The sequence below is a fragment of the Methylobacterium sp. NMS14P genome (assembly GCF_028583545.1).
In the GTDB taxonomy this organism is placed as follows: domain Bacteria; phylum Pseudomonadota; class Alphaproteobacteria; order Rhizobiales; family Beijerinckiaceae; genus Methylobacterium.
Genome location: NZ_CP087106.1, coordinates 744,084 through 767,133, shown reverse-complemented (window position 1 = coordinate 767,133; position 23,050 = coordinate 744,084). Strand labels below are relative to the sequence as shown.

25 protein-coding genes are annotated in these 23,050 nt (G+C 73.2%); 10 read left to right on the top strand and 15 right to left on the bottom strand.

Features of this window, described 5'->3' with window-relative positions; all coding sequences use genetic code 11:
* Nucleotides 1-72: 72 nt before the first annotated feature.
* The gene (locus LOK46_RS03560; protein ID WP_273562513.1) at nt 73-1,500 is read left to right on the top strand and encodes an alpha/beta hydrolase; all 1,428 of its coding nucleotides are present in this window, start codon (nt 73-75) and stop codon (nt 1,498-1,500) included.
* On the top strand, nt 1,497-3,044 hold the full coding sequence (locus tag LOK46_RS03555; RefSeq protein WP_273562512.1) for a GMC family oxidoreductase: 1,548 nt from the start codon (nt 1,497-1,499) through the stop codon (nt 3,042-3,044). Before LOK46_RS03560 ends, LOK46_RS03555 begins: the two co-directional genes overlap by 4 nt.
* A gap of 6 nt (nt 3,045-3,050) precedes the next feature.
* Here LOK46_RS03555 and LOK46_RS03550 read toward each other — a convergent pair whose 3' ends face one another.
* On the bottom strand, nt 3,051-3,767 hold the full coding sequence (locus LOK46_RS03550) for a GNAT family N-acetyltransferase (RefSeq protein WP_273562511.1): 717 nt from the start codon (nt 3,765-3,767) through the stop codon (nt 3,051-3,053).
* Nucleotides 3,764-4,390, bottom strand: a complete 627-nt coding sequence (locus LOK46_RS03545; protein WP_273562510.1) for an FMN-binding negative transcriptional regulator — start codon at nt 4,388-4,390, stop codon at nt 3,764-3,766. Before LOK46_RS03545 ends, LOK46_RS03550 begins: the two co-directional genes overlap by 4 nt.
* Nucleotides 4,391-4,488: 98 nt before the next feature.
* Between LOK46_RS03545 and pdxR the strand changes: the two genes are divergently transcribed.
* Nucleotides 4,489-6,030: a MocR-like pyridoxine biosynthesis transcription factor PdxR gene (gene pdxR / locus LOK46_RS03540; protein ID WP_273562509.1), complete on the top strand. Its 1,542-nt coding sequence runs from the start codon at nt 4,489-4,491 to the stop codon at nt 6,028-6,030.
* Here pdxR and LOK46_RS03535 read toward each other — a convergent pair.
* The 9 genes from LOK46_RS03535 to LOK46_RS03495 form a co-directional block, all read right to left on the bottom strand.
* Nucleotides 6,002-7,276 carry a hypothetical protein gene (locus LOK46_RS03535; RefSeq protein WP_273562508.1) on the bottom strand — a complete coding sequence of 425 codons (1,275 nt, stop codon included), beginning with the start codon at nt 7,274-7,276 and terminating at the stop codon, nt 6,002-6,004. The two genes, pdxR and LOK46_RS03535, sit on opposite strands and share 29 nt — an antisense overlap.
* 88 nt (nt 7,277-7,364) lie before the next feature.
* Complete coding sequence (locus LOK46_RS03530; protein WP_273562507.1) at nt 7,365-8,390, bottom strand: ABC transporter ATP-binding protein; 1,026 nt, start codon at nt 8,388-8,390, stop codon at nt 7,365-7,367.
* An 8-nt stretch (nt 8,391-8,398) separates the two neighbouring features.
* Nucleotides 8,399-9,454 carry an ABC transporter ATP-binding protein gene (locus LOK46_RS03525; RefSeq protein ID WP_273562506.1) on the bottom strand — a complete coding sequence of 352 codons (1,056 nt, stop codon included), beginning with the start codon at nt 9,452-9,454 and terminating at the stop codon, nt 8,399-8,401.
* Nucleotides 9,451-10,386, bottom strand: a complete 936-nt coding sequence (locus LOK46_RS03520; RefSeq protein ID WP_273562505.1) for an ABC transporter permease — start codon at nt 10,384-10,386, stop codon at nt 9,451-9,453. Before LOK46_RS03520 ends, LOK46_RS03525 begins: the two co-directional genes overlap by 4 nt.
* Nucleotides 10,387-10,400: 14 nt before the next feature.
* A complete protein-coding gene (locus LOK46_RS03515) occupies nt 10,401-11,354 on the bottom strand; it encodes an ABC transporter permease (protein ID WP_056522601.1) in 954 nt (317 codons plus the stop codon).
* A 260-nt stretch (nt 11,355-11,614) separates the two neighbouring features.
* Nucleotides 11,615-13,237 carry an ABC transporter substrate-binding protein gene (locus LOK46_RS03510; RefSeq protein WP_273562504.1) on the bottom strand — a complete coding sequence of 541 codons (1,623 nt, stop codon included), beginning with the start codon at nt 13,235-13,237 and terminating at the stop codon, nt 11,615-11,617.
* 107 nt (nt 13,238-13,344) lie between these two features.
* Nucleotides 13,345-13,728, bottom strand: a complete 384-nt coding sequence (gene hpxZ / locus LOK46_RS03505; protein ID WP_091680011.1) for an oxalurate catabolism protein HpxZ — start codon at nt 13,726-13,728, stop codon at nt 13,345-13,347.
* Nucleotides 13,725-15,125: an AtzE family amidohydrolase gene (locus LOK46_RS03500; RefSeq protein WP_273562503.1), complete on the bottom strand. Its 1,401-nt coding sequence runs from the start codon at nt 15,123-15,125 to the stop codon at nt 13,725-13,727. Before LOK46_RS03500 ends, hpxZ begins: the two co-directional genes overlap by 4 nt.
* Nucleotides 15,122-15,316, bottom strand: a complete 195-nt coding sequence (locus LOK46_RS03495) for a DUF4089 domain-containing protein (protein ID WP_273562502.1) — start codon at nt 15,314-15,316, stop codon at nt 15,122-15,124. Before LOK46_RS03495 ends, LOK46_RS03500 begins: the two co-directional genes overlap by 4 nt.
* 806 nt (nt 15,317-16,122) lie before the next feature.
* On the opposite strand from LOK46_RS03495, the gene LOK46_RS03490 reads away from it, so the two are divergent.
* The 3 genes from LOK46_RS03490 to LOK46_RS03480 all read left to right on the top strand — a co-directional run bounded on the left by LOK46_RS03490 (nt 16,123) and on the right by LOK46_RS03480 (nt 17,365).
* On the top strand, nt 16,123-16,503 hold the full coding sequence (locus LOK46_RS03490; RefSeq protein ID WP_273562501.1) for a DUF6481 family protein: 381 nt from the start codon (nt 16,123-16,125) through the stop codon (nt 16,501-16,503).
* Between the two features lie 170 nt (nt 16,504-16,673).
* On the top strand, nt 16,674-16,973 hold the full coding sequence (locus tag LOK46_RS03485; RefSeq protein WP_273562500.1) for a hypothetical protein: 300 nt from the start codon (nt 16,674-16,676) through the stop codon (nt 16,971-16,973).
* 137 nt (nt 16,974-17,110) lie between these two features.
* The gene (locus tag LOK46_RS03480; RefSeq protein ID WP_337251965.1) at nt 17,111-17,365 is read left to right on the top strand and encodes a hypothetical protein; all 255 of its coding nucleotides are present in this window, start codon (nt 17,111-17,113) and stop codon (nt 17,363-17,365) included.
* Nucleotides 17,366-17,380: 15 nt separating this feature from the next.
* Here the strand turns inward: LOK46_RS03480 and LOK46_RS03475 are convergent, their stop codons facing one another.
* From LOK46_RS03475 to LOK46_RS03460, 4 genes are all read right to left on the bottom strand, one after another.
* On the bottom strand, nt 17,381-17,587 hold the full coding sequence (locus LOK46_RS03475) for a hypothetical protein (protein WP_273562498.1): 207 nt from the start codon (nt 17,585-17,587) through the stop codon (nt 17,381-17,383).
* A 189-nt stretch (nt 17,588-17,776) separates the two neighbouring features.
* Complete coding sequence (locus LOK46_RS03470; RefSeq protein ID WP_273562497.1) at nt 17,777-18,442, bottom strand: HAD family hydrolase; 666 nt, start codon at nt 18,440-18,442, stop codon at nt 17,777-17,779.
* Nucleotides 18,443-18,595: 153 nt separating this feature from the next.
* Nucleotides 18,596-19,033, bottom strand: a complete 438-nt coding sequence (locus LOK46_RS03465) for a DUF2934 domain-containing protein (RefSeq protein ID WP_273562496.1) — start codon at nt 19,031-19,033, stop codon at nt 18,596-18,598.
* 108 nt (nt 19,034-19,141) lie between these two features.
* Nucleotides 19,142-19,603 carry an atp-dependent helicase gene (locus LOK46_RS03460; RefSeq protein ID WP_443192860.1) on the bottom strand — a complete coding sequence of 154 codons (462 nt, stop codon included), beginning with the start codon at nt 19,601-19,603 and terminating at the stop codon, nt 19,142-19,144.
* Between the two features lie 183 nt (nt 19,604-19,786).
* Between LOK46_RS03460 and LOK46_RS03455 the strand changes: the two genes are divergently transcribed.
* The 4 genes from LOK46_RS03455 (at nt 19,787) to LOK46_RS03440 (ending at nt 22,831) form a co-directional block, all read left to right on the top strand.
* A complete protein-coding gene (locus LOK46_RS03455; protein WP_273562494.1) occupies nt 19,787-20,353 on the top strand; it encodes a NifU family protein in 567 nt (188 codons plus the stop codon).
* Nucleotides 20,354-20,773: 420 nt separating this feature from the next.
* On the top strand, nt 20,774-21,448 hold the full coding sequence (gene tsaB / locus LOK46_RS03450) for a tRNA (adenosine(37)-N6)-threonylcarbamoyltransferase complex dimerization subunit type 1 TsaB (protein WP_273562493.1): 675 nt from the start codon (nt 20,774-20,776) through the stop codon (nt 21,446-21,448).
* On the top strand, nt 21,445-21,960 hold the full coding sequence (locus LOK46_RS03445; protein ID WP_273562492.1) for a GNAT family N-acetyltransferase: 516 nt from the start codon (nt 21,445-21,447) through the stop codon (nt 21,958-21,960). Before tsaB ends, LOK46_RS03445 begins: the two co-directional genes overlap by 4 nt.
* 4 nt (nt 21,961-21,964) lie before the next feature.
* Entirely contained in the window at nt 21,965-22,831 is an 867-nt protein-coding gene (locus LOK46_RS03440; RefSeq protein ID WP_273562491.1) for a lysophospholipid acyltransferase family protein, read from the top strand.
* The last annotated feature ends 219 nt before the right edge of the window (nt 22,832-23,050 follow it).

Here is a 23,050-nt window from a genome sequence, read left to right as displayed (position 1 = left end):
ACCGGGCCAAGACTTCGGCCGTGCGGCGTCGCGTACGCTTGAAGCATTCTGGCGCCGCGCGATGTCTCGCCGATGTCCGAACCCGAAGTCCTGTTCTGCCTGCACTTTCTGGGCGGAAGTGCCCGAAGCTGGGAGCGACTCGCGCGCGCCCTCGACGGGACGCCGTTGACTTGCGTTCCGGTAGACTTGCCGGGCTTCGGCGATGCCGCCGGCACGCCGGGCTATTCCGTCGCCGCGATGGCCGATCACGTGGCCGAGGCCATCCGCGCGCGGGCTCCGGCGCGCTTCGGGATCGCCGGGCACAGCATGGGGGCCAAGGTGGCCCTGGCGCTGGCGCGCCGGGCCGAGGATGGCGAGATCGGGTTGACGGGCCTGACCGACCTCGTCCTGGTCTCCGGCTCGCCGCCGAGCCCGGAGCCGATCCCGGAGGATCGGCGCGCCAAGATGCTCGCCTGGATCGACGCGGATCCCGAGACACGGCGCCGCGAGGCCGCGGCCTTCGTGCGCGCCAACGTGGGCGACGGCCTGGATCCCGAGACCGAGGCGCGGGCGGTGGCCGACGTCCTGCGGGCCGCGCCGGCCGCCTGGAAGGCCTGGCTCAAGGAAGGTGCGAACGACGATTGGTGCCGCCGCGTCGGGATCCTGCGCACCCCGGCGCTGATCCTGGCCGGGTCCGAGGATGCCGACCTCGGGCCGGACGCGCAGCGGGCCCTCACGGCGCCCCACCTCGCGCACCACCGTCTCGTCACGTTCGACGGCGTCGGCCACCTCCTGCCGCTGGAGCGGCCCGCCGCCCTTGCTGACCACCTGCGCGACCATCTCGGCGAACGGCCCCGGCCGACCGTCGAGGCCGGCCCGGAGGTCCCGCCGGACTACGCGGCGCTGATCGCCTCCGAGCGGGTGAACAGCCGCCTGCGCGGCGCCCTCGCGGAGCGCGCCGCGCCGGACGATCCCGCCTATCGACCGGCGGCCCTCGACCCGGTGGAGCTCGCGATCCTGCGGGCCGCCCTCGCCCGCGTGATGCCCGTGCCGCATCTCGATCTGGCCGCCCGCCTCGACCGGCGGCTGGCCTCCGGAGACGGCGATGGCTGGCGCTTCGCCGCCCTGCCACCGGACGCGGAGGCCTACCGCGCCGCCCTGCGCACCCTCGACGCCGCCGCCCGCATCGCCCGCGACCGCCCGTTCGTGGCCCTCGACGCGGCCGGACAGGACGGGCTGCTCACCCTGTGCGCGCGCGCCGCGCTGAAGGTCCCGGAGAGCCTCGGCGGCCGCCTCGATTCTGACCGGATGCGGTTCTGGTTCGAGGATCTCCGCGCCGACGCGGTCCGCCTCTGGCTCGGCCACCCGGCGGCCCTGGCGCGGATCGGCTTCTCGGGCATCGGCGCCGGCGGCGACAGGCCGGGCGAGATCGCCGACGACCTGCCGGGTTTCCACGCCGTCGGGCTCGACGCGCCGGAATCCTGGGAGCCGCCGGCGCTGCGGACGGAGGCGGGACGATGAACCTCGCGGGGATGCGGACCTACCGCGCGGACGAGGTCGTCGACGCGGTCGTGGTGGGGACCGGCGCGGGCGGCGCGCCGCTCCTCGCGCGCCTCGCCGCCGCGGGGCTGAAGGTCGTGGCCCTGGAGGCCGGACCGAACTTCACGCCCGAGCGCTTCGCCTTCGACGAGACCCTCGCGGACGAGATCTACTGGACCGAGGAGCGGCTGAGCGGCGGCTCGACCCCGGAAGCCTTCGGGGCGAACAACAGCGGCACCGGCGTCGGCGGCTCGACACTGCACTGGGGCGCCTTCGTGCCGAGGGCCGACGCCCGCGACCTCCGACTCCACACGGAGAGCGGCGAAGGGGTCGACTGGCCGCTGTCCTACGAGGACCTGCTCCCGTTCTACGAGCGGGTCGAGCGCTTCCTCGGCGTCTCGGGCGCGCAGAGCTATCCGTGGGATGCGGACCGCCGCTATCCCCTGCCCCCGGTCCCGCGGAACGGGCCGGCGCAGATCATGGCGCGGGCCTGCGAGGCCCGCGGCATCCGGTGGGCGGACGCGCCCGCCGCCGTGGTCTCGCGGGACTTCCAGTCCGAGGACGGGCCCCGCCGCAACGCCTGCATCAATTGCGGCTTCTGCCACCAGGGCTGCCGCACGGGCGCCAAGGCCAGCATGGACGTGACCTACCTGCCCTACGCGGTCGCCCGCGGCGCCGAGATCCGGGCCGAAGCCTTCGTCCACGGTCTGGAGCGGGGCGCCGACGGTCGGATCACCGGCGTGGTCTACCGGCAGGACGGCGCCGAGCGGCGGCAGCGCTGCGGCGCCGTCTTCCTCTGCGCCGGGGCGGTCGAGACGCCGCGCCTGCTGCTCCATCTCGGGCTCGCCAATTCCAGCGGCCAGATCGGGCGCAACTACATGGGGCACGTGGCGACCCAGGTCTGGGGCACCTTCGACCACGAGGTGCGCATGAACCGGGGCTACCCGTCCTCGCTGATCACCGAGGACTTCATCCGCGCCGGCGCCGACTTCGCCGGCGGCTACCTGATCCAGAGCCTCGGCGTGGTGCCGTTGACCTTCGGCAACTCGGCGGCGCGGGGGCGCGGCCTGTGGGGGCAGCCGCTCCTCGACTACCTCGACCGCTACAACCACTTCGCCGGCATCGGCATCAACGGCGAGACGCTGCCCTGCGACGCCAACGTGCTGACCCTCGCCGACGAGACCGACGCGCACGGGATGCGCAAGGCCCATATCAGCTTCGGCTACAGCACCAACGAGAACCGCCTCAACACGCACGCCACGAAGGTCATGCGCGATCTCTGGGAGGAAGCGGGGGCCGACGACGTCTGGGTGCTGGAGCGCGTCGCCCACACGCTCGGGACCTGCCGGATGGGCCGCGACGGAACGAGCGCCGTCGTCGACCCGCACGGCCGAAGCTTCGACATCGACAACCTGTGGATCTGCGACGGCTCGACCTTTCCGAGCTCGCTCGCGGCGAACCCGGCCCTGACAATCATGGCGCTCAGCCTGCGCAGCGCGGAGGCTTTCCTGGCCGGCGGCCCCTGAGCCGGCTCAGCCCGCGGCGGCGCGCAGGTCCGCGAGCCCGCGCCGCTGGCGGCCCGCCCCGTCGAAGTTCGACGTGTCCAGCCACGCCGCGAAGCCGGCGCGGACCCGCGGCCACTCGGAATCGGTGACGGAGAACCACGCCGTGTCGCGGGAGCGGCCCTTCACCACCACGGCGTTGCGGAAGATGCCCTCAAAGGTGAAGCCGAGCCGCAGCGCCGCCGCCCGGGACGGGGCGTTGAGGCTGTCGCATTTCCACTCGTAGCGCCGGTAGCCGAGCTCGTCGAAGGCCCGGGCCATCATCAGCGCCATGGCCTCCGTGGCGGCGGGCGCCCGCTGCAGCCGCGGGCCGAAGTGGAGGTGGCCGACCTCGATCACGCCGTTGGCGGGATCGATCCGGAGATACGAGGCGATCCCGAGGGCGTCGCCGCTCGCGGGATCCAGGATCGCGTGGAACAGCGGGTCCTCGCTCGCCTGCTGCGTCGCCAGGCGCGCCCGGTAGGCCTCCGCGCTCTCCGGCATCTCGTCGCCGAGATAGGTCCAGCCGCGCGTGTCGGGAGCGGCGCTGTAGGTGGCGTAGAGCGCGTCCGCGTGCGCCGCCGCGTCGAGCGGTACGAGCCGGCAGAAGCGGCCCTCCAGGGGCGTGCGCGGCGGCCGCGGGCGCGGGCTCCAGTCCGGCAGCGCCGGGCCGACGGGCTGGCCGAAGCCGTTGAGGCGCGCGCTCACAGACCGCTCCGCTCGGCGACCAGCCCGGCGAGACCCGCCTCGCCCTCGGCGCGCAGCCCCGCGATGACCCCGTGCCGGTCGGCCTCGGGCCTGTTCTGGCTCATCTTCCACTTCCCCTCGATCCGCGTGATCGGAACCTCGATGCCGATGATCCCCCGGACCTGCGCGGCCACGAAGGGCGCCGGCGCGTCGGCGACCGCCCACGGCTCGGCCCGGGGCGCCTCGCGCAGGGCGGTGAGGTCGGCGATCTGGCGCCCGAGCCAGTCCGCATCCTCGATCACCCGGGGCCGGCCCCAGGCGTGGACCGTGGCGTAGTTCCAGGTCGGGACCACCCGGCCGTGCTCGCGCTTGCTCGCGTACCAGCTCGGCGTGACGTAGCCCTGCGGCCCCTGGAACACGATCAGGCACTCCTCCGCCGCGGTGAGATCCTCCCCCTGCGGGTTGGCGCGGGCGAGGTGCGCCCGCAGCACCCCGTGGGGGCCGTCGTCGTCCAGCAGGAACGGGATCGGGTTGGCGATCAGGCCACCCGCGCCGACGGTCACCAGCAGGCCGAGGGGATTGGCGCGGATCAGCGCGTGCTGCGCGGCGCGGGAATCGTCCCGGAAATGGGGCGGCTGGTACATGGGCCTGTCCTGCGGCGGTCTTGCGGATCCGTGCTTGACCGTTCGGCGGTCCAGGCGAAAGGTCCAATTCTCGAACTGCGACTGGACCAGTCTGCCTCATGGCCCGGGCTCCCCTGCCCCTGACGCTCACCCTCGACGCCGCGGGCGCGGCGCCGCTGCACGCGCAGCTCCGGGAGGGCCTGCGCGCGGCGATCCTCGATCGCCGGCTGCCGCGCGGGGCCCGGCTCCCGGCCTCGCGGATCCTGGCCGCCGACCTCGGCTGCGCGCGCGGGACCGTCGTCCTGGCGCTGGAGCAGCTCACCGCCGAGGGCTACCTCACGGCGCGGCCGGGCTCCGCGACGCGCGTCGCCGCGACCCTGCCGGACGACGCGCTGCCGGCGCCGGGCCCGCTCCGCCGCCCGGGCATTGTGCCCGCCCCGAACCTGTCCCGCCGGGGCGCCCGCCTCGTGGCCGCCCCGTCGCGGCGCTACATGGCGGGTCCGGGCGTGCCCGACGCCTTCGCCCTGGGCCGGCCGGCCCCGGACGCCTTCCCGTTCGAGGTCTGGGGTCGCCTGCTCCAAGCCGAGTGGCGCCACGGCCCGACCGAGCAGCCGGACCCGCGCGGCTCGCCGGCCCTGCGCGCCGCCGTCGCCGCCTATCTGGCGCAGGCGCGCGGCGTGGCCTGCGAGGCCGACGACGTCATCGTCACCGCGGGCATCCGCCAGAGCCTGCGCCTGCTCGCCGAGCTGCTCCTCGATCCCGGCGAGACCGCCCTGGTCGAGGAGCCCGGCTTCCCAGGAATCGCGCAGGCCCTCGCCAGCGCCGGACTGAACCCGGTCCCCGTCCCGGTGGGGCCCGGTGGCCTGTCGGTGGCCCCGGCAGCTGCGCGGACGCCCGGAGCGCGGCTCGCGGTGGTGACGCCGGCCCACCATTACCCCCTCGGGCACGCCATGAGCCTGGAGAACCGCCTCGACCTGCTGGCCTGGGCCGAGGCGGTCTCGGGCTGGATCGTGGAGGACGATTACGACGGCGCCTACCGCTACGCCGGGCGCCCGCTCGCGCCGCTGCGCGCCCTCGATCGCGGCGGCCGGGTGATCTACGTCGGCAGCTTCTCGAAGCTGCTGCTGCCGGCCCTCGGTTTGAGCTACCTCGTGCTGCCCCGCGGTCTCGTCGCGCCGGTCAATCAGGCGCTGGCCGAGACCGGCCCCGCCCCACCCGGGATCGGCCAGTGGGCGCTGGCGCGCTTCATCGAGGACGGCCATCTCGCCGGCCATCTTCGCCGGACCCGCCGCCTCTACGCCCTGCGCCAGGAGGCGCTGATCGAGGCCGCGCGCCGCCACGCCGGGGACGTCGCGGCGATCGCCGCCATGGAGGGCGGGATGCACCTCATCGCCCTGCCGGGGCCGGCCTGGGGCCCGGCCCTGACCGACGTGGCCGCCGCGGCGGCGCTCGGGCGCGCGGGGATCTCGGCGGTCGCGCTCTCGGCCTATCACGTCGGGCCGGCGCATCCGGGCCTGCTCCTCGGCTACGCCGCCGTGCCCGAGCGGGCGATCGAGCCGGCCGTGCGGCGCATGGCGGAGGTCCTGCGGGCCGCGCCGGATTCCCGCCCGGACGTTCACGGCCGCGACGCGGTCAGTGCACGATCGCGCCCGTCTCCATGAACCGGTTCAGCCGCTCGATCAGCGGCGCGACCATCACCCGGTCGAGCTGCGGCAGCAATCCGCGCCGCGCGTGGGCCACGTTGGCCTCGGCCTGCTCCCGGGCCAGGCGGTGCCAGCCCGCCCGATCGTCCCGGCACGCGGTCCAGGCCCGCTCGATCGACCGGAACACGAGCGGCAGCCGCTCGGCCGGGTCTGACACGAGGTCGTAATGGTGGTCGATCAAGCCGCCGAAGGTCTGGAAGCCCAGCTCGGACAGCCGCTCGACGGCGCGCGGCGCGCCCACCATCACGAAGGGCAGGCCCGTGGCCGCCGCCTTGATCGACTTCTCGGTGATCCGCTCGACGCCCGGCTCGAAGAAGTCGGTCTCCGAGATGACGGTCAGGTCGCACTCCGCGTAGGTGCGGGTATCCAGGGTCATGACCATGTCGGTGCCCTGATCGGCATCGATCCGCCGCGCCCGGCGCGGGATCCAGCTGCCGACATCGGCGAGCAGCGGCCCGAAGGCCGCCTCGATCTCCGGCGGCGCGTGGAAGACGTTGATGCCGCCCGCCTTCGGGTTGTCCTCGCCGATGCCGTGGAAGGAGATCAGCCCGTCGCGGTCCAGCCCGCCGAGCTGGAACCAGCGGTAGAGCAGCACCCGGTGCCAGCGCAGGGCCGCGTTCTGGCAGAGGAAGCGGGCCGGGCCGCTGGTGCGGGCGAAGGGCGCGTAGCCGGCGCGGTCGAGGGGATGCTGGGGGAAGAGCCGCGGGCCCTCGGCGTCGTCCAGCCAGAGGGCGACCTGGAGCGGGAAGAACTCGAAGGTCCAGAACCGCAGGCCCTCGCCGTAGAGGCGCTCGTAGTCGAGCCGCAGCAGCCGGTTCTGCGTGACCAGGATCACCCGCTCGCGCGGGATCCCAAGTTCCTCGAGGTTCCGGTGCAGCGCCTCGAAGGTCGGGGCGTGCAGGCCCGGCCCCTCGTTCGAGAGGTCGAGGAGCAGCGCGGCGCGCCCGGCGCGGAGGTTCTCGGCATCCCCCGGTTCGAGGAGGTCGAGGCGCCCGTTCGCCTCCGGGAAGCCGAGACGCACGAAATCGAGGACCGGCAGGCAGAGGATGTGGTTCGCCGGGCCGGGCCGGGCCGTGACGGTGACCCGCTTGCCCAGCCAGCCGAGGGCCGCCGGCAGGAAGTGCCCGGCCTCGCCCCGGGGGACGAGCAGGATCTCGGACGGGACTGGCCCGGATAGGACTGGTCCGGATTGGACTTGGCTCATCGTGACGCCCGCGCGGCCGGTTCGGACGCGGTCCGCCGCCGCGGGCCCGCGCCGAGCCGGATAAAGCCTCGGCGCGGGGGCGTCGAGGTCAGGCCGGGACCGGCTCGGCGGCGCGGACGGGTGTCGGGCCGGCCCGGTAGGCCGCCGAGGCCTCCTCGGTCCGCCAGCAGGCGACGCGGTGGCCGGGGGCGATCTCGGCGACCGGCGGCATCTCGCGGCGGCAGCGCTCCTCGGCCAGGAAGCAGCGCGGCGCGAACGGGCAGCCCGGCGGGCGGTTCGCGAGATCCGGCGGGCTGCCCGGGATGGTCTGGAGCCGGGAGCCCTTGGCGAGCGCCCCTTCCGCCCGGCTGCGCAGCAGGCCGATCGTGTAGGGATGGTGCGGGTTCAGGACCACCTGATGCGCCGTGCCGGTCTCGACGATCTTGCCCGCGTACATCACGGCGATCCGGTCGGCGACCTCCACGGCCGCGCCGAGATCGTGGGTGACGATCACGATCGACAGGCCGAGGTCGCGCTGCAGCTCGCGGAGCAGCAGCAGGACCTGGATCTGCACGGTGGCGTCGAGCGCCGTGGTCGGCTCGTCGGCGAGCAGGACCTGCGGCCGGCAGGCCAGCGCCAGCGCGATCATGGCCCGCTGGCGCATGCCGCCCGACATCTCGTGCGGGTAGTTGTCGAGCCGCCGCTCCGGGCTCGGGATCCGCACCCGCTCGAACAGGGCGAGCGCCCGCTTGCGGGCCTCGTCCTTGGAGATCCGCTCGTGGCGCAGGATCGCCTCGGTGATCTGCCGGCCGACCGTGTAGACCGGGTCGAAGGCGAGCAGCGGCTCCTGGAAGATCATCGAGACGTCGCCGCCGCGGAAATCCGCGAGCTGGCGCCGGGTCAGCGCCTGCACGTCCTTGCCGGCGGCCCGGATGCCGCCCTCGATCCGGCTGCGCCCCTCGGGGAACAGCCGCAGAATCGCCCGCAGGGTCACGCTCTTGCCCGACCCCGACTCGCCGATGAGCGCCAGCGCCTGACCGCGCTCCAGGCTCAGGTCGACGCCGTCGACGACCTGGACCTTGCCGAAGGCGACGCGCAGGTCCTTCAGGGCGACCGCGGGTTCTGAACCGGACATCGGGGTGCTCATGCTGCCAGCGCGCCCGCGGGGGCCGCGGAGTGGCCCGAGCCGGGCTGCCGGGCGAGGCAGGCGACGCGGTGCAGCGGCCGGACCGTGTCGAGGGGCGGCTCCGTCCGGCCGCAGACGTCCTCCGCCAGGGCGCAGCGCGGGTGGAAGCGGCAGCCCGTTGGCGGGTCGATCGGGTTCGGCGGGTCGCCCGCGAGCAGCGCCGCCTGAGTGCGGTTGTCCGGATCGAGAGACGGCATCGAGGCGAGCAGCGCCTCGGTGTAGGGGTGCGCCGGCGCGTCGAGCACCGTGTCGGACGGGCCGATCTCGGAGACCCGGCCGAGATACATCACCATCACCCGGTCGGAGATGAAGCGCACGACGTTCAGGTCGTGGCTGATGAAGATGTAGGTCAGGCCGAACTCGGCCTTGAGGTCGAGGAGCAGGTTCAGGACCTGCGCCTCCACCGACTTGTCGAGCGCCGAGACCGCCTCGTCGAGGAGCACCAGCCGCGGCTCCAGGGCGAGCGAGCGGGCGATGTTCACCCGCTGGCGCTGGCCGCCGGAGATCTCGTGCGGGTAGCGGCCGGCGAAGCGCTTCGGCTCCAGCCCGACCCGGGCGAGCAGCCCGCGGGCGCGCTCCACCGCCTCGCGGGCGGGCACGCCGTTCACCTTCGGGCCGAAGGCGATCGACTGCTCGACGGTCATGCGCGGGTTGAGCGACGCGTAGCTGTCCTGGAACACCATCTGGGCCTGGCGGCGGTAGGACCGCCAGGGCATGGCCCGCTCGCCGACCGGCTGGCCGTCGTACAGCATCGTGCCGGAATCGCGCTCAATCAGGCCCATCAGCAGCTTGGCGGTCGTCGACTTCCCGCAGCCGGACTCGCCGACGATGCCGAGGGTCTCGCCCTTCAGGACGTCGAAGTCGACGCCGTCGACCGCCCGGACCACCTGCTTCTTGCCGCCGGCCTTGCGGACCGGGAAGTGCTTGACGAGGCCCGAGACCGACAGCAGCGGCTGGGCCGGTCCGCCGCGGTCGCGGGCGAACGGGTCGGGGGCGTCCGGGATGACGCTCACTGGCGAATCTCCATGGCGGACCGGAGGCCGTCCGAGAACAGGTTGAAGGCGATCGAGACGACGAAGATGCAGACGCCCGGGAGGGCGGCCACGACCGGGTTGACGTAGATCGCGGTGCGCAGGGTGTTGAGCATCAGGCCCCATTCGGGCTCGGGCGGGCGCACGCCGAGGCCGAGGAACGACAGGCCGGAGGCCAGGATCATCGAGACCGAGATCAGGCTGGTCGCGTAGACGAAGATCGGCCCGACGACGTTGCCGAGCACCTGCACGCGCATGATCGTCAGGGCCGAGGCGCCCGACAGCTTGGCGGCGTCGATGTAGTCGCGCCTGCGGATGCCCGTCGTGACGCTCTCGGCCACGCGGGCGATCTGGGGCACGAACACGCAGGTCAGCGACACGATCGAGTTGAAGATGCCGGCGCCGAGCGCGCCGGACAGCGCGATCGCCAGCAGCACCGACGGGAAGGCGAAGAAGACGTCGATGGTGCGCATCAGGATCGTGTTGGTCCAGCCGCCGACGTAGCCGGCCAGGATCCCGATCGCGGAGCCGATCACGAAGGCGATCAGCACCGGGGTCACGCCGATGAACAGCGAGAGCCGCGAGCCCAGCATCAGCCGGCTGATCATGTCGCGGCCGAGCTCGTCCGAGCCCAGCCAGTAGGTGGCGTCGCCGACGTGCCTGAGGCGGCGCAGCATGGAGCCCTTGTAGGGGTCCATGGGAGTGATCCAGGGCGCGAGGATCGCGATCAGCACCACGATCAGGATCACGGCGCCCGCGCCCATGGCGACGGGGTCGCGCACGAGCCGGTGGCCGACATGGCCCCAGAAACCGCGCGACGGGGCGAAGGCGGCCTCGGGCCCGTGGGTCACGTCCTCGGCGGCGAGGACGCCGCCGTCGAGGGCCACGGAGGCCGCGGTGACGGGAACGGTCATCGTCGGGCTCCGGCTCAAGCGCGCTCGATGCGCGGGTCGAGGGCGGTCTGCATCACGTCCACCAGCAGGTTGAGGAGCACGAAGAACATCGCCAGCACGAGGATCGAGCCCTGCAGCAGGGGCAGGTCGCGCTGGAAGATCGCGGCGTTGAGCAGGAAGCCGGTGCCCGGCCACGCGAACACGGTCTCGACCAGGATCGAGCCGCCCAGCAGGTAGCCGAGCTGCAGGCCCATGATGGCGAGCGCCGTCGGGGCGGCGTTGCGCACGACGTGGCGGAACACGCCGCGCTCGTCCATGCCCTTGGCACGCAGGGCCTCGACGAAGTCCTGGGACAGGATGTCGGCCACCAGCGCCCGGACCGTGCGGGCGATGATGCCCATCGGGATCACCGACATCGTGATCGCCGGCAGGATCAGGTAGCGCAGGTGCTCGAAGTCGGGCCGCCAATTGCCGGAGCCGTCGGGCCCGGCCCCGGTCGGCGGCAGCCAGCCGAGATTGGCCGAGAACACGATCACCAAGACCATGCCGAGCCAGTAGTGCGGAACGCTCACGCCGAAGACCGACACGGCGGAGGCCGCCCGGTCGGCCAGGGAGTTGCGGTGATAGCCCGCCACGAAGCCGAACAGGGTGCCGAAGGTGAAGCCGATCACGGTCGCCACCGAGGCGAGGATCAGCGAGTTCACCACGGCGCGGCTGACCTCGCCGAGCACCGGGCGGCCGGTGGCGATGGAGGTGCCGAGATCGCCGTGCAGCACGTGCCACAGCCAGATCAGGTACTGGACCGGCAGGGGCTTATCGAAGCCGTAGGCGGCCCGCATCTCGTCGATGGTGGCCTGGGTGGCGTCCGCGGGCAGAACCGCGCTCAGGGGATCGCCCGGCGCGAGGTGGACGAGGAGGAAGCAGACGACGCTGACCCCGAACGCCACGGGCGTCACGTAGACCAGCCGTTTGAGGATGTAGAGCAGCATTACTCGCCTTCTGGCCCATCGGTATTTTGTCGCCGCCGACGCGGCGAGACTTCGAAGATCGCGCTTCGGTCCTCGCGAGACGCAACAAGCCCCCTCTCCCGTGCGGGAGAGGGTTGCGGTGAGGGATCAGGTCGTTCCGGCGCGGTCGCACCCCTCACCCTGTCCCTCTCCCGCACGGGAGAGGGGACCCGCGCCTCCTGCAGATCTGTCTTCGCGAACCCGATCCGTGCCTCCGATCGCTCGCGGGCGCGACGGCGGCGCTACCGCCCCGCCGTCGCCATCGTAATCTTCGAGAAGTCCTGGAACCAGTTCTGCGCCTGGACGAAGCCCTTCACCTTGGGGCTCATCGCGCGCGGGTTGACGTCGTGCGTGATCATGACGAACAGCGCGTCGTCGACGTACTTCTCGTGGACCTTCTCCAGGACCTTCGTCTGCTCGGCCTTGTCGAAGGTGTTGCGGACCTGGTCGAACAGCTTGTCCATCGCCGGGTCGCAGTAGTAGCCCCAATTCGTGCCGTTCGGCGGGGCGAAGTTGCACTGCAGGTGGCGGATGAACCCGGTGAAGGGGTCCTGGATGAAGTACGAGTAGTTGATCGCCGAGACGCCGCGGGAGATGTCGGCCTTGGCCCCGGCCCGCCAGATGTTGATCAGCGTGTTCCACTCCACGACCTCGTAGTCGACCTGGATGCCGACGTCGGCGAGGTTCTGCTGCACGAACTCGTTCATCGGCAGGGGCTGCATCTGGCCCGAGCCGGAGGCCGAGATCGCGACCTTCAGCTTCAGGGGCTTGGCCGGGCTGTAGCCCGCCTCGGCCAGCAGCTTCTTGGCGGCGTCCGGGTCGTACTTGATGTCGAAGGTCGGGTGGCCGAACCACTGGTGGCCGGGCGGCATGAAGCCCTTCGCGGGGATCGCGAGGCCGCCGAGCAGCTCCTTCAGGCCCTCGCGGTCGATGGCGAGGTTCGCCGCCTTGCGCACGCGGATGTCGTTCCAGGGCGAGCCCTCGACGCGCGACAGGTGCCACGTCCAGTTATGCGGGTAGGCGTTGGTGACGATGGTGAAGCCGGCGCTCTTCAGCGAGGCCACGGAATCCGGCGCGGGCGCCTCGATCCAGTCCACCTGTCCGGAGCGGAGGGCGGCGGTCCGGGCGTTGGCCTCCGGCAGCGGGATCAGCACGAGCTTGTCGAGCTTCGGCACGCGGTTCGCGTCCCAGTACTCCTTGAACGGGACCATCTCGGCGCGCTCGCGCGGGGCGAACAGGGTCAGCTTCCACGGGCCGGTGCCGGAGGGCTGCTTGGCGAAGGCGTCCCAGGACTTGCCGAGCTTCTCCCACTGGGCCGGCGACGACATCATGATCCAGGCGATCTGGTAGGGCAGCGTCGCGTCGGGGGCCTTGGTGGTGATCTCGACCGTCAGCGGGTCGACCACCCGGTAGCTCGCGACCGCCGGGATGCGGGTCTTGCCCTGCGCGGACTGGCGCGGGTCGTACTGCGGCGCGTCGGCCTTCAGGAGCTTGTCGAGGTTCCAGACCACCGCGTCGGCGGTGAAGTCGGAGCCGTCGTGGAATTTGACGCCGGGCCGGAGCTTGAAGGTCCACTTGGTCTTGTCGGCGGCGTCGACGCCCCAGCTGGTCGCGAGTCCCGGCACGAGGTCGGAGGCCAGCTCGGCGCTCGACAGGTCCCAATTGATGAGGCCGTCGTAGACCGTGTAGCCCATGAACCGCATGCCCTCGCCGCCGTTGTCGGTCTGGCCGGTGGTCAGCGGGATGTCGGAGGCGGTCATGCCGATCCGCAGCGTCCCCTGCGCGAGGGCCGCGGTGCTCGCGGAGAGCGCCAGGGCGCCGGCCAGCGCCGCGCGGGCGCCGAGTTTTCTCAGACGGGACAGCATCTCGGGTCGGGTACTCGCGTTGGTCCGCGCCAGACGGCGCGGAATACGCTCGACCGTATGCAAGCCCGCGGCCACACGCCCCGGGCGGAGCGCGGGCCGCTCCGCAGCTAGTCCGCGTCGATCAGGCTCACGTGGGCGGCCACCACCCGCCAGCCCTCTGGGAAGCGCGCCCAGGTCTGGCTCTGGCGGCCGATCTTGCCCGGCGCGCTGGCGCGGGTGAACAGCGTCATCGCGGTGGCGAAGTCTCGCCCGTAGGTGGTGATCTGCGTCCGCGCCAGGGTCCGCTCCAGGCCCACCGGGGAGCGGGCCCGGCGGAAGGCGCGGATCGCGTCCATGCCGTAGAGGTTCTCGCCGATCCCGTAGCGGATGGTCAGCGGATCGTCCCGGAACAGCGCCTCCAGGGTCGGGACGTCGTTGGTGGTGAGCGCCGTCTCGTAGGCCCGGAACGCGGCCTCGACCTCGGCCTTCACGGCGGGATCGTCGATGATCATCGGGCAAGCTCCGCGATGGGCGCCGCGCTGACGCCGGTCCGTTCGAGGTGGCGCGCCGCGCGCAGGACGAGATCCTCGCGCCAGGGCGCGGCGATGATCTGGACGCCGAGCGGCAGACCGGCGTCGAGCCGGACCGGCGCCGCCACGACCGGGAGGCCGATGAAGGAGATCGGCTGCGTGAACACCCCGATATTGGCGCGCACCGGCAGCGTCACGCCGTCGAGGACGAAGTGGGTCTGGCCGCCCCGCGGCGCGCGGCAGGGCGTAGCCGGGGCCAGGATGACGTCGACGGTCTCGAACAGCTCCAGCACCCGCGCCCGGTACCAGCGGCGGAACCGCTGCGCCCGCTCCACGTGGGGTGCCGGGATCATCGCCCCGGCGATCAGCCGGTCGCGCACCGCCGGGTCGAAATCCTGAGGCCGGGTCCGCAGACGGTCGAGGTGGAGCGTCGCCCCCTCGGCCGCGGTGATCAGGTAGGCGGCCGCGCGGGCGCGGTGGGCCTCCGGCAGCTCGACGGTGCGCCGCGCGCCGAGCGTCTCGGCGGCGCGTGCCACCGCCGCGAAGGCGTCCGGATCGCCGTTGCGGGCGAAATGGCCGCCGGCCACCGCGACGCGCAGGCCGTCGATCCCCGCCTCGAGCCGCGGCAGGACCGGCTCCGCCGGGCGGAGCGTCGCGACCGGATCGTCCGGATCGGGGCCCTGCATGGCGTCGTAGGCGAGCGCGAGGTCGGTGACGCTCCGGGCCATCGGGCCGAGATGGTCCAGGCTGCCCACGAAGGGGAAGCTCCCCGCGCGGGTCAGCCGGCCGTAGGTCGGCTTGAGGCCGAAGCAGCCGCAGAAGGCGGCGGGGACGCGGATCGAGCCGTTCGTGTCCGAGCCCAGCGTGAGCGGCACCATCCCGGCGGCGATGGCCGCGCCCGAGCCGCCCGACGAGCCGCCGGTCATGTGATCCAGGGCGTGGGGGTTGTGGGCGTCGCCGTCGTGGATGTTCTCGCCGGTGAAGTCGTAGGCGTACTCGCCCATGTTGAGGGCGCCCACGAGGATCGCCCCCGCCGCCTCAAGGCGCCGCACCAGGGCGCCGTCCCGCTCGGCCGGCGGCCGCTCCCGGTTGATCTTCGAGCCGGCGCGGGTGGGCAGGCCTTCGACGTCGATCAGGTTCTTCACCGCGAACGGCACGCCGGCCAGCGGGCCCGGCGACGCCCCGTCGCGGCGCGCCGCGTCCTGCGCGTCGGCCCGGGCCAGGGCGCGGGTGGACAGCACGTCGGTGAAGGCGCCGACCCGGTCGTCCAGTCGCCCGATCCGGTCGAGCGTCGCCGTGACGGCCTGGCGCGCGGTGGTTCGGCCCTCCGCGATCGCCGCCGCGATCGTGGCCGCCGTCGAGGGACTGCTCGCGCTCACGCCTCGAACCTCGGCGCCGAGTCGATCTCGTCCGCGAGCGGGAAGGCCTCCACCAGCTCGGCCGCCGCGGCCAGGACGCGCAGGTTCGCGGTGACCGGCGCGATCCAGGCGGGATCGAGGGTGAGGCCGAGGAGGGCCGCCGCGGCCGCGGCGTAGCTCTCGGGTTCGAACGGGGGGCATGTCTCGGGCATGGCGTTCCTCAGGCCGGCCGCGCGGGGCGCGATCGAGCACGGCTAGCAGACCCCGTGCCGCGAATACCCTCGCGGCTCCGCCGACCGTCGGCCCTCGCTGCCCATATACTAGGCATTTTCCGACCTGCTGGCGATCGGTTCGGAGCGCCGCGTGGGCGTGCATAGAAATTAGGCCGTAGAGGCTAGGCAGATCCTGAACACGGCCCCTGCTGGGAGCGGAAGCGGACCGCCGCCGAGCGTCGAGGGCTTCGCGCCGAATACTCTGCCAATTTTGCAGACCTGCTTTGTGAGAGCAGTATAGGTCTACCGGGAGGACATCTGCGCGGCGCTCGCCTGGCCACGGCCGGCTTCGCTGAGTCAGCATACACTGCTCGCCGACCCGCCCGCGAATCTTGTCCTCGCCCCGAGCGCGACCTATCTGTCATCGGCAGCGAGATCCGAGGGGCGGATGCATCTCGATCCCCGAGCGCCGGGCCCCGGCGGAGCGTCGGTCTGAGGTTTTTCCGCATCGCCGGTCGGAACTCTTACAGAGATGGCCGGGATTGTCGCTGCGCCGGCCACCTGCGCAGGTCTCGCCGATTGCATCTCGCGCGAAGCTCTGATTAAGGGCTCTGCGATCTTCGAACAGTGGTCCGACCCGAGCGCTCAGACGCAGGCGAACGCTCGGGTCGGACCATCGGTACAGCCGGTGGATCGGTGCGGTTCCGGGGCGCGGGGATGGCGTCGGGACCTGCAGACTCAGTACGTGCCCGGCCCCGCCGGATGTCCCCGCGACACGCGAGACGTACCCAACTGAGAAAGGTCAGATGAGCGCATTCGACTACAGGAATTTCGACGACCGTCGCCAGAACTCGCAGAACGCCAAGGCCGCCCTGCTGGCCAAGTTCAAGGCGCGCCCCGCGGCCGATGACCCCGAGGTGATCGCCAAGGCCAAGGCCCGCGCCGAAGTGGCCAAGGCCCGCGACGAGCGCTCTCGCGAGCGCGAGGCCGCCCGGATCGCCGCCGAGCGGAAGGCCGCCGAGGAGAAGCGTCAGCGGGAGGAGGCGGAACTCGCCGCCCAGATCGCCCGCGAGGCCGCCGAGTTGGCCGCCGCGCAGGAGCGCAAGTCGGCCGACCTGGTCGCCAAGAAGGCCCAGCGCGACGCGCGCTACGCGGCCCGCAAGGCGAAGGTCAAGACCAAGCGCTGAGCGCCGGTCCTCGGCTCATCCGAGCTTCGGACGCCCCCGACGCCCGCCCGCAAGGCGGGCGTCGTCGCGTTCGGGGCTGATGTCCGCCTCCGGCAACCAACGCGCGCGGCGGCGCGTTGAGGGCGGCCGAACCGCGACGCGCCCACGCGGCGCGGGCAGTTGAGGCCGCGATGCGATCCCGATCCCCACTGGCGCCCGTCGCGGCGCTCGTCCTCGTCACGCTCACCGTCGCGCCGCGGAACGCCCGCGCCCAGGGGGCGGACTCGGTGATCGCCTGCGAGACGCTGATCGCCGCCCGCCGGATCGACGCCGCCTCGGGCGGGGGTGGCTCCGCCCCCTCGGAGGCCGGCTGCCGGCGGATACCGCGCAGCGCGATCGGCACCGTGGAGCAGCGGGCCCTGATCGGCGGCGCGCCCTACGAATGCCTGTCCATCGCCGGCGGGGGGCGGTGCCTCTGGATCGTGCCCTGAGGCGCGGGCCCTCGATTTTTGCCGGAGCCAGCACTCTGACCAAGCTTCACGGGTGATCGCGACGCTCTATCTCGGTCCTGAGTGAGTGAGGTCCGAACGTCCGTATGCCGAGTACCCTGGCAAGCACACGAGTATCGATGATCGCAGCGACCTGGCTCGTCTCGGCCCTGGCCTGCGGGGCCGCGCGCGCCGAGCCGCCGATCCGGAGCCCGGAGGACGCGGCCTGCCGCAACGAGGCCCGCGCGAAGGTGTTCTCGGCGCCCAATCCGCAGGGTCTCGAACTGGAGGAGATCGGGCGCCGGATCTACTTCGCCTGCATGGACCGCGTCGCGAAGGCGGCCGCACCGGCGGCGAAGCGTGGTGGCCGGCGCCATCGGCACCGGCGGCACTGATCCGCGACGCCGCGGTCAGGCGTCGAGCGGCGCGCCGATCCGGGCGCGGAGCCGCAGCCGCAGGGACTCGTGCCCGCCTTCGGCGTCGAGGGCGGCCATCAGGCGGAGCAGCTGGCTGAGCGGGGTCGACCGGCTCTCGACGGCATCGGCGATCTGCTCCGGCAGCGTCTTGGCGGCCGGTACGAAGCGCGGTGCCGGGCCGGCCTGGTGAGTCTGGGGCATGCGAGGCGCTCGTCCTTCGAAAGAGTCCAGATTGGCGGGCGGGTCGCTACGCCTTTCGATCGACGGACACCAGTCCCTTTCGCGTGAATACGTAGCCGGCATCGCTCCGCGTCACCGCGCGGCAACAGCGTGGCGGGAAAGTGTGGACGACGTCGGGCCGATCGCGGAATCCGCTTGCCGGTCCGCCGCTCAGCTCTCCGCCAGCGGCGACTGCGCGAATCGGTCGAGCAGGTCCGCCGGGTCCCGGTAGATCGCCACGCAGCCGGCCGCCCTCAGGTCCGCTTCCGGGAAGCCGCCGCACAGGAGGCCGACGGTGCGCAGGCCCGCCTTCGCGGCGGCCTCGGCATCGTAGGGGGTGTCGCCGACGACGATGATCGCGTCGCGCGGCACACCGTCGAGCTTCTCTAGAGCGGCTTCGAAGATGTCGGGATGCGGCTTCGACCGGTCCGCGTCGTCCGAGCTGGTGGAGACATCGACGAGATCGCCGATCTCCAGGACATCGGTGTAGTGCTCGACCTCGGGGCGCTTGCCCGAGGAGGCGAGCGCGATCTCGAGGCCGGCGGAGCGGATGTGCTCGAACAGCGACCGGACGCCGGGGAAAGGCCGGACTTCGGACAGGTAGCGCCGCTTGAACAGGTCCGAGCGGTAGGCCTCGATCGTCTCGCCCTCCCGCGCGACCCGCTCCTCCGGCAGGAAGACCGGCATCAGCTCGTCGCCGCCCTTGCCGATCTGCCGGCGGACGTCGGCGAAGTCGGTCGTCACGCCGAAATGCGCGAAGGCCTCCACCCAGGCGCGGGCATGCAGGTCGACGCTGTCGAGCAGGGTCCCGTCGATGTCGAAGATCACCGCGCGCATCGCTGCCCCGTCGCGGAGCCCGGCGCCCGCATCAGGGCGGACAACCGATCGGCGCCCGGCCTGTTCCGTCCGGGCCCGATGAACGACAGAAGCCCGCCCCTGCGCGAGGGGCGGGCTTCGGAGAGGGCCCTGGTGGCGCCGGGGCGCCGGCCGTCAGTGCATCGAGGCCGGGGTCCGGGCGGGCTTCGCCTTGGCGGCGAGGCCGGCGGTCACCGCCGCCTTCGAGGCGCGGGCGGGCTTCGGGGCCGCCGGCTTCGCGGCGGCCTTCACGGTCGCGGGCTTGGCGGTCGCGACCTTGGCGGCCGCAGGCTTGGCGGCGGCCTTCGACGCGGCGGGCTTGGCGCTGGCGGGCTTGGCGCTGGCGGGCTTGGCGGCGGCCTGCTCGGCGGTCTTCGCCGGCGCGGCCTTCGCGGCGGCCTTGGCGGGCTTGGCGGCCTCGACCGTCGCGGTGGCGGCGGCAGCGAGCATCGCGTTGGCGCGCAGCTCGGACTCGGCGCGGATCCAGTGGGCGGCGGCCTGCCCGTGAATCCGGCCCTCGTTCTCCCAGATGTAATAGGCGCACTCGCGCACGTGGTGCTCGCTGATCAGCATGCGGTCGATCTCCTGTCCGTCCCGGGACGACGATGGGAGAGGTGGGTTAAGCGTCGGTTAACCCTGCCGCCGGCGGCCGGTCGCGGCGCGTCCGTGCCTTCGGGCGGCCTACTCGGCGATCCCCAGCACCCGCCGCGCCTCGGTCAGCAGCACCGCGTGCCGGGCCGCGCCCGGACCCTGATCCGGCGCCTCGCGGCCGGCGCGGGCGATCAGCTCCTGGAACCGGCGCCGGTCGAGGGCGCGGTGCCCGATGCTGGCGAGGACCGCGCCGAGGACGGTCCGGACCGCCTCGGTGCGCTCGTCGGCCATCGCTGCGGCCTCGGAGGAGGCCGCGCTCACCTGAGCCTCTGCCCGGGTGACGGTCGCCGCCTCCGCGCGGGCCTGCGCATCCGCGAGCGCCGCGGCGAGGCGCTGCCCCTCCTGCCAGGCCTGATCGTGCTGGTGCGTGCGCAGCGCGAGAAGCACCTTGAGCGAGGCCGCTTCCGCCCGCGCCGCGTCCAGCCTGCTCTGGGCCTCCCGCAGATCCTTCAGCAAGTCCTGCGCGAGGGTCTGGTCCGCGGTCACGTCCACTGCCGGCTCCTCTGGCATGCGATGGCGCTCGTCCTGTCGCGCCGCCGGCCGAATGTCCACTCTCGCGGGCCGGCGGGACCGGGCGACAGGTTGAGAAAATCCGCTTGCCGGTCCACATGGAAGGCGGCGCCTCGGGCGCCTGTCCCGGCCGGCCTTGAACCGGCGCAGCGGAGTGATGCCACCATGTTCATCCAGACCGAAGCCACGCCGAACCCGGCCACCCTGAAGTTCCTGCCCGGCCGCGTCGTGCTGGCGGAATTGACCTTCGAGGCGCGGGACGCCGAGGCCGCCGCCCGGTCGCCCCTGGCCGCGGCGCTGTTCACCGTCCCGGGCGTGGCGGGCGTCTATTTCGGGCACGATTTCATCTCGGTGACCAAGGCCGAGGACGGATCGGAATGGGCGCAGGTCAAGCCGGCGGTGCTCGGCGCGATCATGGAGCACTTCCAGTCCGGGGCGCCCGTGATGGCCGAGGGCGGCCACGGCGAGATCGAGCCGGGCGACGAGTTCTACGACGAGGCGGACCACGACACCGTCGTGACGATCAAGGACCTGCTCGAGACCCGTGTGCGCCCGGCGGTGGCCGGCGACGGCGGCGACATCACCTTCCGCGGCTACAAGGAGGGTGTGGTCTACCTGGAGATGAAGGGGGCCTGCTCGGGCTGCCCGTCCTCCACCGCGACCCTGCGGCACGGCGTGCAGAACCTGTTCCGGCACTTCCTGCCGGAGATCCGCGAGGTCCAGGCGATCTGAGGATCCACGTCCGCCGAGCGGCGTGAGGGGCCATGCCGACCGGCTTGGCGGCTCGCGCCGCGCAGGTCTCCGTCTGCGGGACGGAGATTCGTGGCCGCGACGGAGCTTCGGGCCCGCGCGTCGGGCCGGTCTGAGGCGGTATGAGGCGGCCGGTGGAGCCGGTGTGGCGCGCCGCCCGCGCGGGTGCCGGCTGCGGCCCCGCCTGTCGCGGCGACCCGACCGGCTGACCGAGGGCGGCCGCTGCCTCCTCGAGACAGCGCGCGCACCGGCGCAAGCCGGCAACACTCCACCGGTGATCGGCGCGGCGCGGCCGCCCCGACGCTGACGCGGCGGCGGCTTTGTTCTAACACTCGAGGCTCTTGGCGCCCGTCGCGGCGCAGCGAGGCAATGGCCGGTGCGGACCGGCTTGTGGGAGCGAGCGTGCGTATCCTGGCCATCGACACAGCGCTGGACACCTGCGCCGCCTGCGTCATGGCGGAGGAGGTCGACGCGCCCCTCGCCGCCGAGTCGCTGCCGATGGCGCGCGGCCACGCGGAATCCCTGCTGCCGCTGATCGAGCGGGTGATCGCCCGGGTCGAGGGTGGATTCGAGGCGATCGACCGGGTCGCCGTGACGGTCGGGCCGGGCAGCTACACCGGCCTGCGGGTCGGCCTGTCGGCGGCCCGCGCCATCGGCCTCTCGACCGGCAAGCCGGTCGTCGGCGTCGGCACCCTCTCGGCGCTCCTCGCGCCGCTCCTGGCCGAGACCGTCGAGGGGACGATCGCCGCGGTAGTCGACGCCCGCCACGGCGCCGTCTACGTGCAGGCCCTGGGACCGGGCGACGGCCTCGCGCCCGCGCACCTCGCCGTCGAGGCCGCGGCCGAGCGGCTGGGCGCCGGCCCGGTGGTGCTGACCGGCTCCGGCGCGCCGATGCTGGCCGCCGCGCTCGCCGCGCGCGGCGTCGCGGCGCGCGTCGCCCATGTCGGCGGTCCCGATATCGCGTCGGTGGCCTCCCTCGGTCTCGTGGCCGACCCGGCGCAGGCGCTGGCCCGCCCCCTCTACCTGCGGGGGCCGGATGCCCGGCCGCAGGACCACGCAAGGATCGCGCGGCGATGACGCGCCCCCTGCCCTTCTGGCCGTTCGACTGGTGGTTCGCGTGGTGGGACGCGCTGACCCCGGAGCCCTACGTCGCGCCGCTCCGCGACGCCGCGCAGGCCCCTGCCCTCGCCCGCCTCCACGCGACCGCCTTCGCGCGGCCCTGGGACGCGCACGAGTTCGAGCGGATGCTCTGCGAGCGCTCGACCCACGCGCACGCCCTCTGGCGCGCCGGCGTGCTCCAGGGCTTCGTGCTCTCGCGCCGGGCCGCCGACGTGGCCGAGATCCTGACGGTCGTGCTGTCGCCGGCTCTGCGCGGCGGCGGCCACAGCCGCAAGCTGCTCCGCGAGCACCTGGCGAGCCTCGCCCTGGACGGCGTCGCCCGGGTGCATCTGGAGGTCGACGAGGGCAACGCCCCCGCCCTGCGGCTCTACGCCCGGCACGGCTTCCGGCAGGTCGGTTCGCGCACCGGCTACTATCTCAAGGCCGACGGCAGCCGGGCGACCGCGCTGACGATGAGCGCCGACCTGTGACGCCGTGAGCCGCCTCGGCATCGCCTGGCGCGTCGCGGCCCTCGCCCTCGCCTTCGCGGTGCTGGGACCGCCCCACTGGATCGCCCTGCGGCTCCTGGGCCGCCGCGCCACCCTGGCGCCCATCCTGTTCCACCGCGTCTTCCTGCGCCTGTTCGGGGTGCGGGTCACGCAGAGCGGGACGCCGCCGGCCCCCGGCGAGGCGGCGCTGGTGCTCGCCAACCACGTCTCGTGGCTCGACATCGTCGCGGTCGGCTCGCTGCGGCCGCTCTCCTTCGTGGCGAAGTCGGAGATCGCCGGCTGGCCGCTGATCGGCACCCTCGCGGGGCTGCAGCGGACGATCTACATCGATCGGCAGCGGCGCGGCGCGACCGCCACCGTCAGCACCGCCGTTGGCCATCGCCTCGCCGAGGGCGAGCTGGTCGTCCTGTTCGCGGAGGGGACCACCGGCGACGGCACCCGGCTCCTGCCGTTCCGCTCCTCCCTCGTCGGCGCGGCCCGCGCGGCGCTGCAGGCCGAGGCCGGGCGCGGCCGGGTGCGCCTCCAGCCGCTCGCCATCGCCTATCCCCGGCGCAACGGCCTGCCGGTGACGCGCGCCGAGCGCGCGGAGATCGCGTGGTACGGCGACATGGAGCTGGTGCCGCACCTCGCGACCTTCGTGCAGGGCGGCCCCATCGACGTGCACGTGGTCTGGGGCGCGCCGATCGCCTTCGAGGCGACCACCGACCGGAAAGTCGCCACGGCGGCCGCCGAAGCCGAGGTGCGCGCGGCCCTGCGGGGTGCCGGCGCCGGCGTCGGGACCGTGCCGGCACCGGACGCCAGGCCGGCGGCCCCGGGGATCGGCCTTCAGGAGCCGGAGATCGCGACGGTCTGAACGTCCGGCACCGCGCTCAGGTCCCGTCCGGGACTCGGGGTGGGCGCATCCACAGACCTAAGGCGGCGGCAGGCGTGCCCCCTTGCTCTCCTCGAGGGCTAAGTTCCTGAGCCAGCGCGGAATCCGGTCTCAGGCCTTGAATGTATACCTGCGCTGGACGGGTCAGTTCCGCTCTCGCGCGGAGGGACGCTGTTGCGCCGGGTGAATCCGGCGATCCGC

What these genes read in the sequence shown, in the direction of transcription:
- LOK46_RS03510 (WP_273562504.1), bottom strand. Translation starts at nt 13,237, where the DNA reads ATGCTGTCCCGTCTGAGAAAACTCGGCGCCCGCGCGGCGCTGGCCGGC.
- LOK46_RS03520 (WP_273562505.1), bottom strand. Translation starts at nt 10,386, where the DNA reads ATGACCGTTCCCGTCACCGCGGCCTCCGTGGCCCTCGACGGCGGCGTC.
- LOK46_RS03555 (WP_273562512.1), top strand. Translation starts at nt 1,497, where the DNA reads ATGAACCTCGCGGGGATGCGGACCTACCGCGCGGACGAGGTCGTCGAC.
- LOK46_RS03470 (WP_273562497.1), bottom strand. Translation starts at nt 18,442, where the DNA reads ATGCGCGCGGTGATCTTCGACATCGACGGGACCCTGCTCGACAGCGTC.
- LOK46_RS03535 (WP_273562508.1), bottom strand. Translation starts at nt 7,276, where the DNA reads ATGAGCCAAGTCCAATCCGGACCAGTCCTATCCGGGCCAGTCCCGTCC.
- LOK46_RS03490 (WP_273562501.1), top strand. Translation starts at nt 16,123, where the DNA reads ATGAGCGCATTCGACTACAGGAATTTCGACGACCGTCGCCAGAACTCG.
- LOK46_RS03485 (WP_273562500.1), top strand. Translation starts at nt 16,674, where the DNA reads ATGCGATCCCGATCCCCACTGGCGCCCGTCGCGGCGCTCGTCCTCGTC.
- LOK46_RS03445 (WP_273562492.1), top strand. Translation starts at nt 21,445, where the DNA reads ATGACGCGCCCCCTGCCCTTCTGGCCGTTCGACTGGTGGTTCGCGTGG.
- LOK46_RS03545 (WP_273562510.1), bottom strand. Translation starts at nt 4,390, where the DNA reads ATGTACCAGCCGCCCCATTTCCGGGACGATTCCCGCGCCGCGCAGCAC.
- LOK46_RS03465 (WP_273562496.1), bottom strand. Translation starts at nt 19,033, where the DNA reads ATGCTGATCAGCGAGCACCACGTGCGCGAGTGCGCCTATTACATCTGG.
- LOK46_RS03560 (WP_273562513.1), top strand. Translation starts at nt 73, where the DNA reads ATGTCCGAACCCGAAGTCCTGTTCTGCCTGCACTTTCTGGGCGGAAGT.
- LOK46_RS03480 (WP_337251965.1), top strand. Translation starts at nt 17,111, where the DNA reads ATGATCGCAGCGACCTGGCTCGTCTCGGCCCTGGCCTGCGGGGCCGCG.
- LOK46_RS03495 (WP_273562502.1), bottom strand. Translation starts at nt 15,316, where the DNA reads ATGCCCGAGACATGCCCCCCGTTCGAACCCGAGAGCTACGCCGCGGCC.
- LOK46_RS03530 (WP_273562507.1), bottom strand. Translation starts at nt 8,390, where the DNA reads ATGTCCGGTTCAGAACCCGCGGTCGCCCTGAAGGACCTGCGCGTCGCC.
- pdxR (WP_273562509.1), top strand. Translation starts at nt 4,489, where the DNA reads ATGGCCCGGGCTCCCCTGCCCCTGACGCTCACCCTCGACGCCGCGGGC.
- hpxZ (WP_091680011.1), bottom strand. Translation starts at nt 13,728, where the DNA reads ATGATCATCGACGATCCCGCCGTGAAGGCCGAGGTCGAGGCCGCGTTC.
- LOK46_RS03455 (WP_273562494.1), top strand. Translation starts at nt 19,787, where the DNA reads ATGTTCATCCAGACCGAAGCCACGCCGAACCCGGCCACCCTGAAGTTC.
- LOK46_RS03475 (WP_273562498.1), bottom strand. Translation starts at nt 17,587, where the DNA reads ATGCCCCAGACTCACCAGGCCGGCCCGGCACCGCGCTTCGTACCGGCC.
- LOK46_RS03515 (WP_056522601.1), bottom strand. Translation starts at nt 11,354, where the DNA reads ATGCTGCTCTACATCCTCAAACGGCTGGTCTACGTGACGCCCGTGGCG.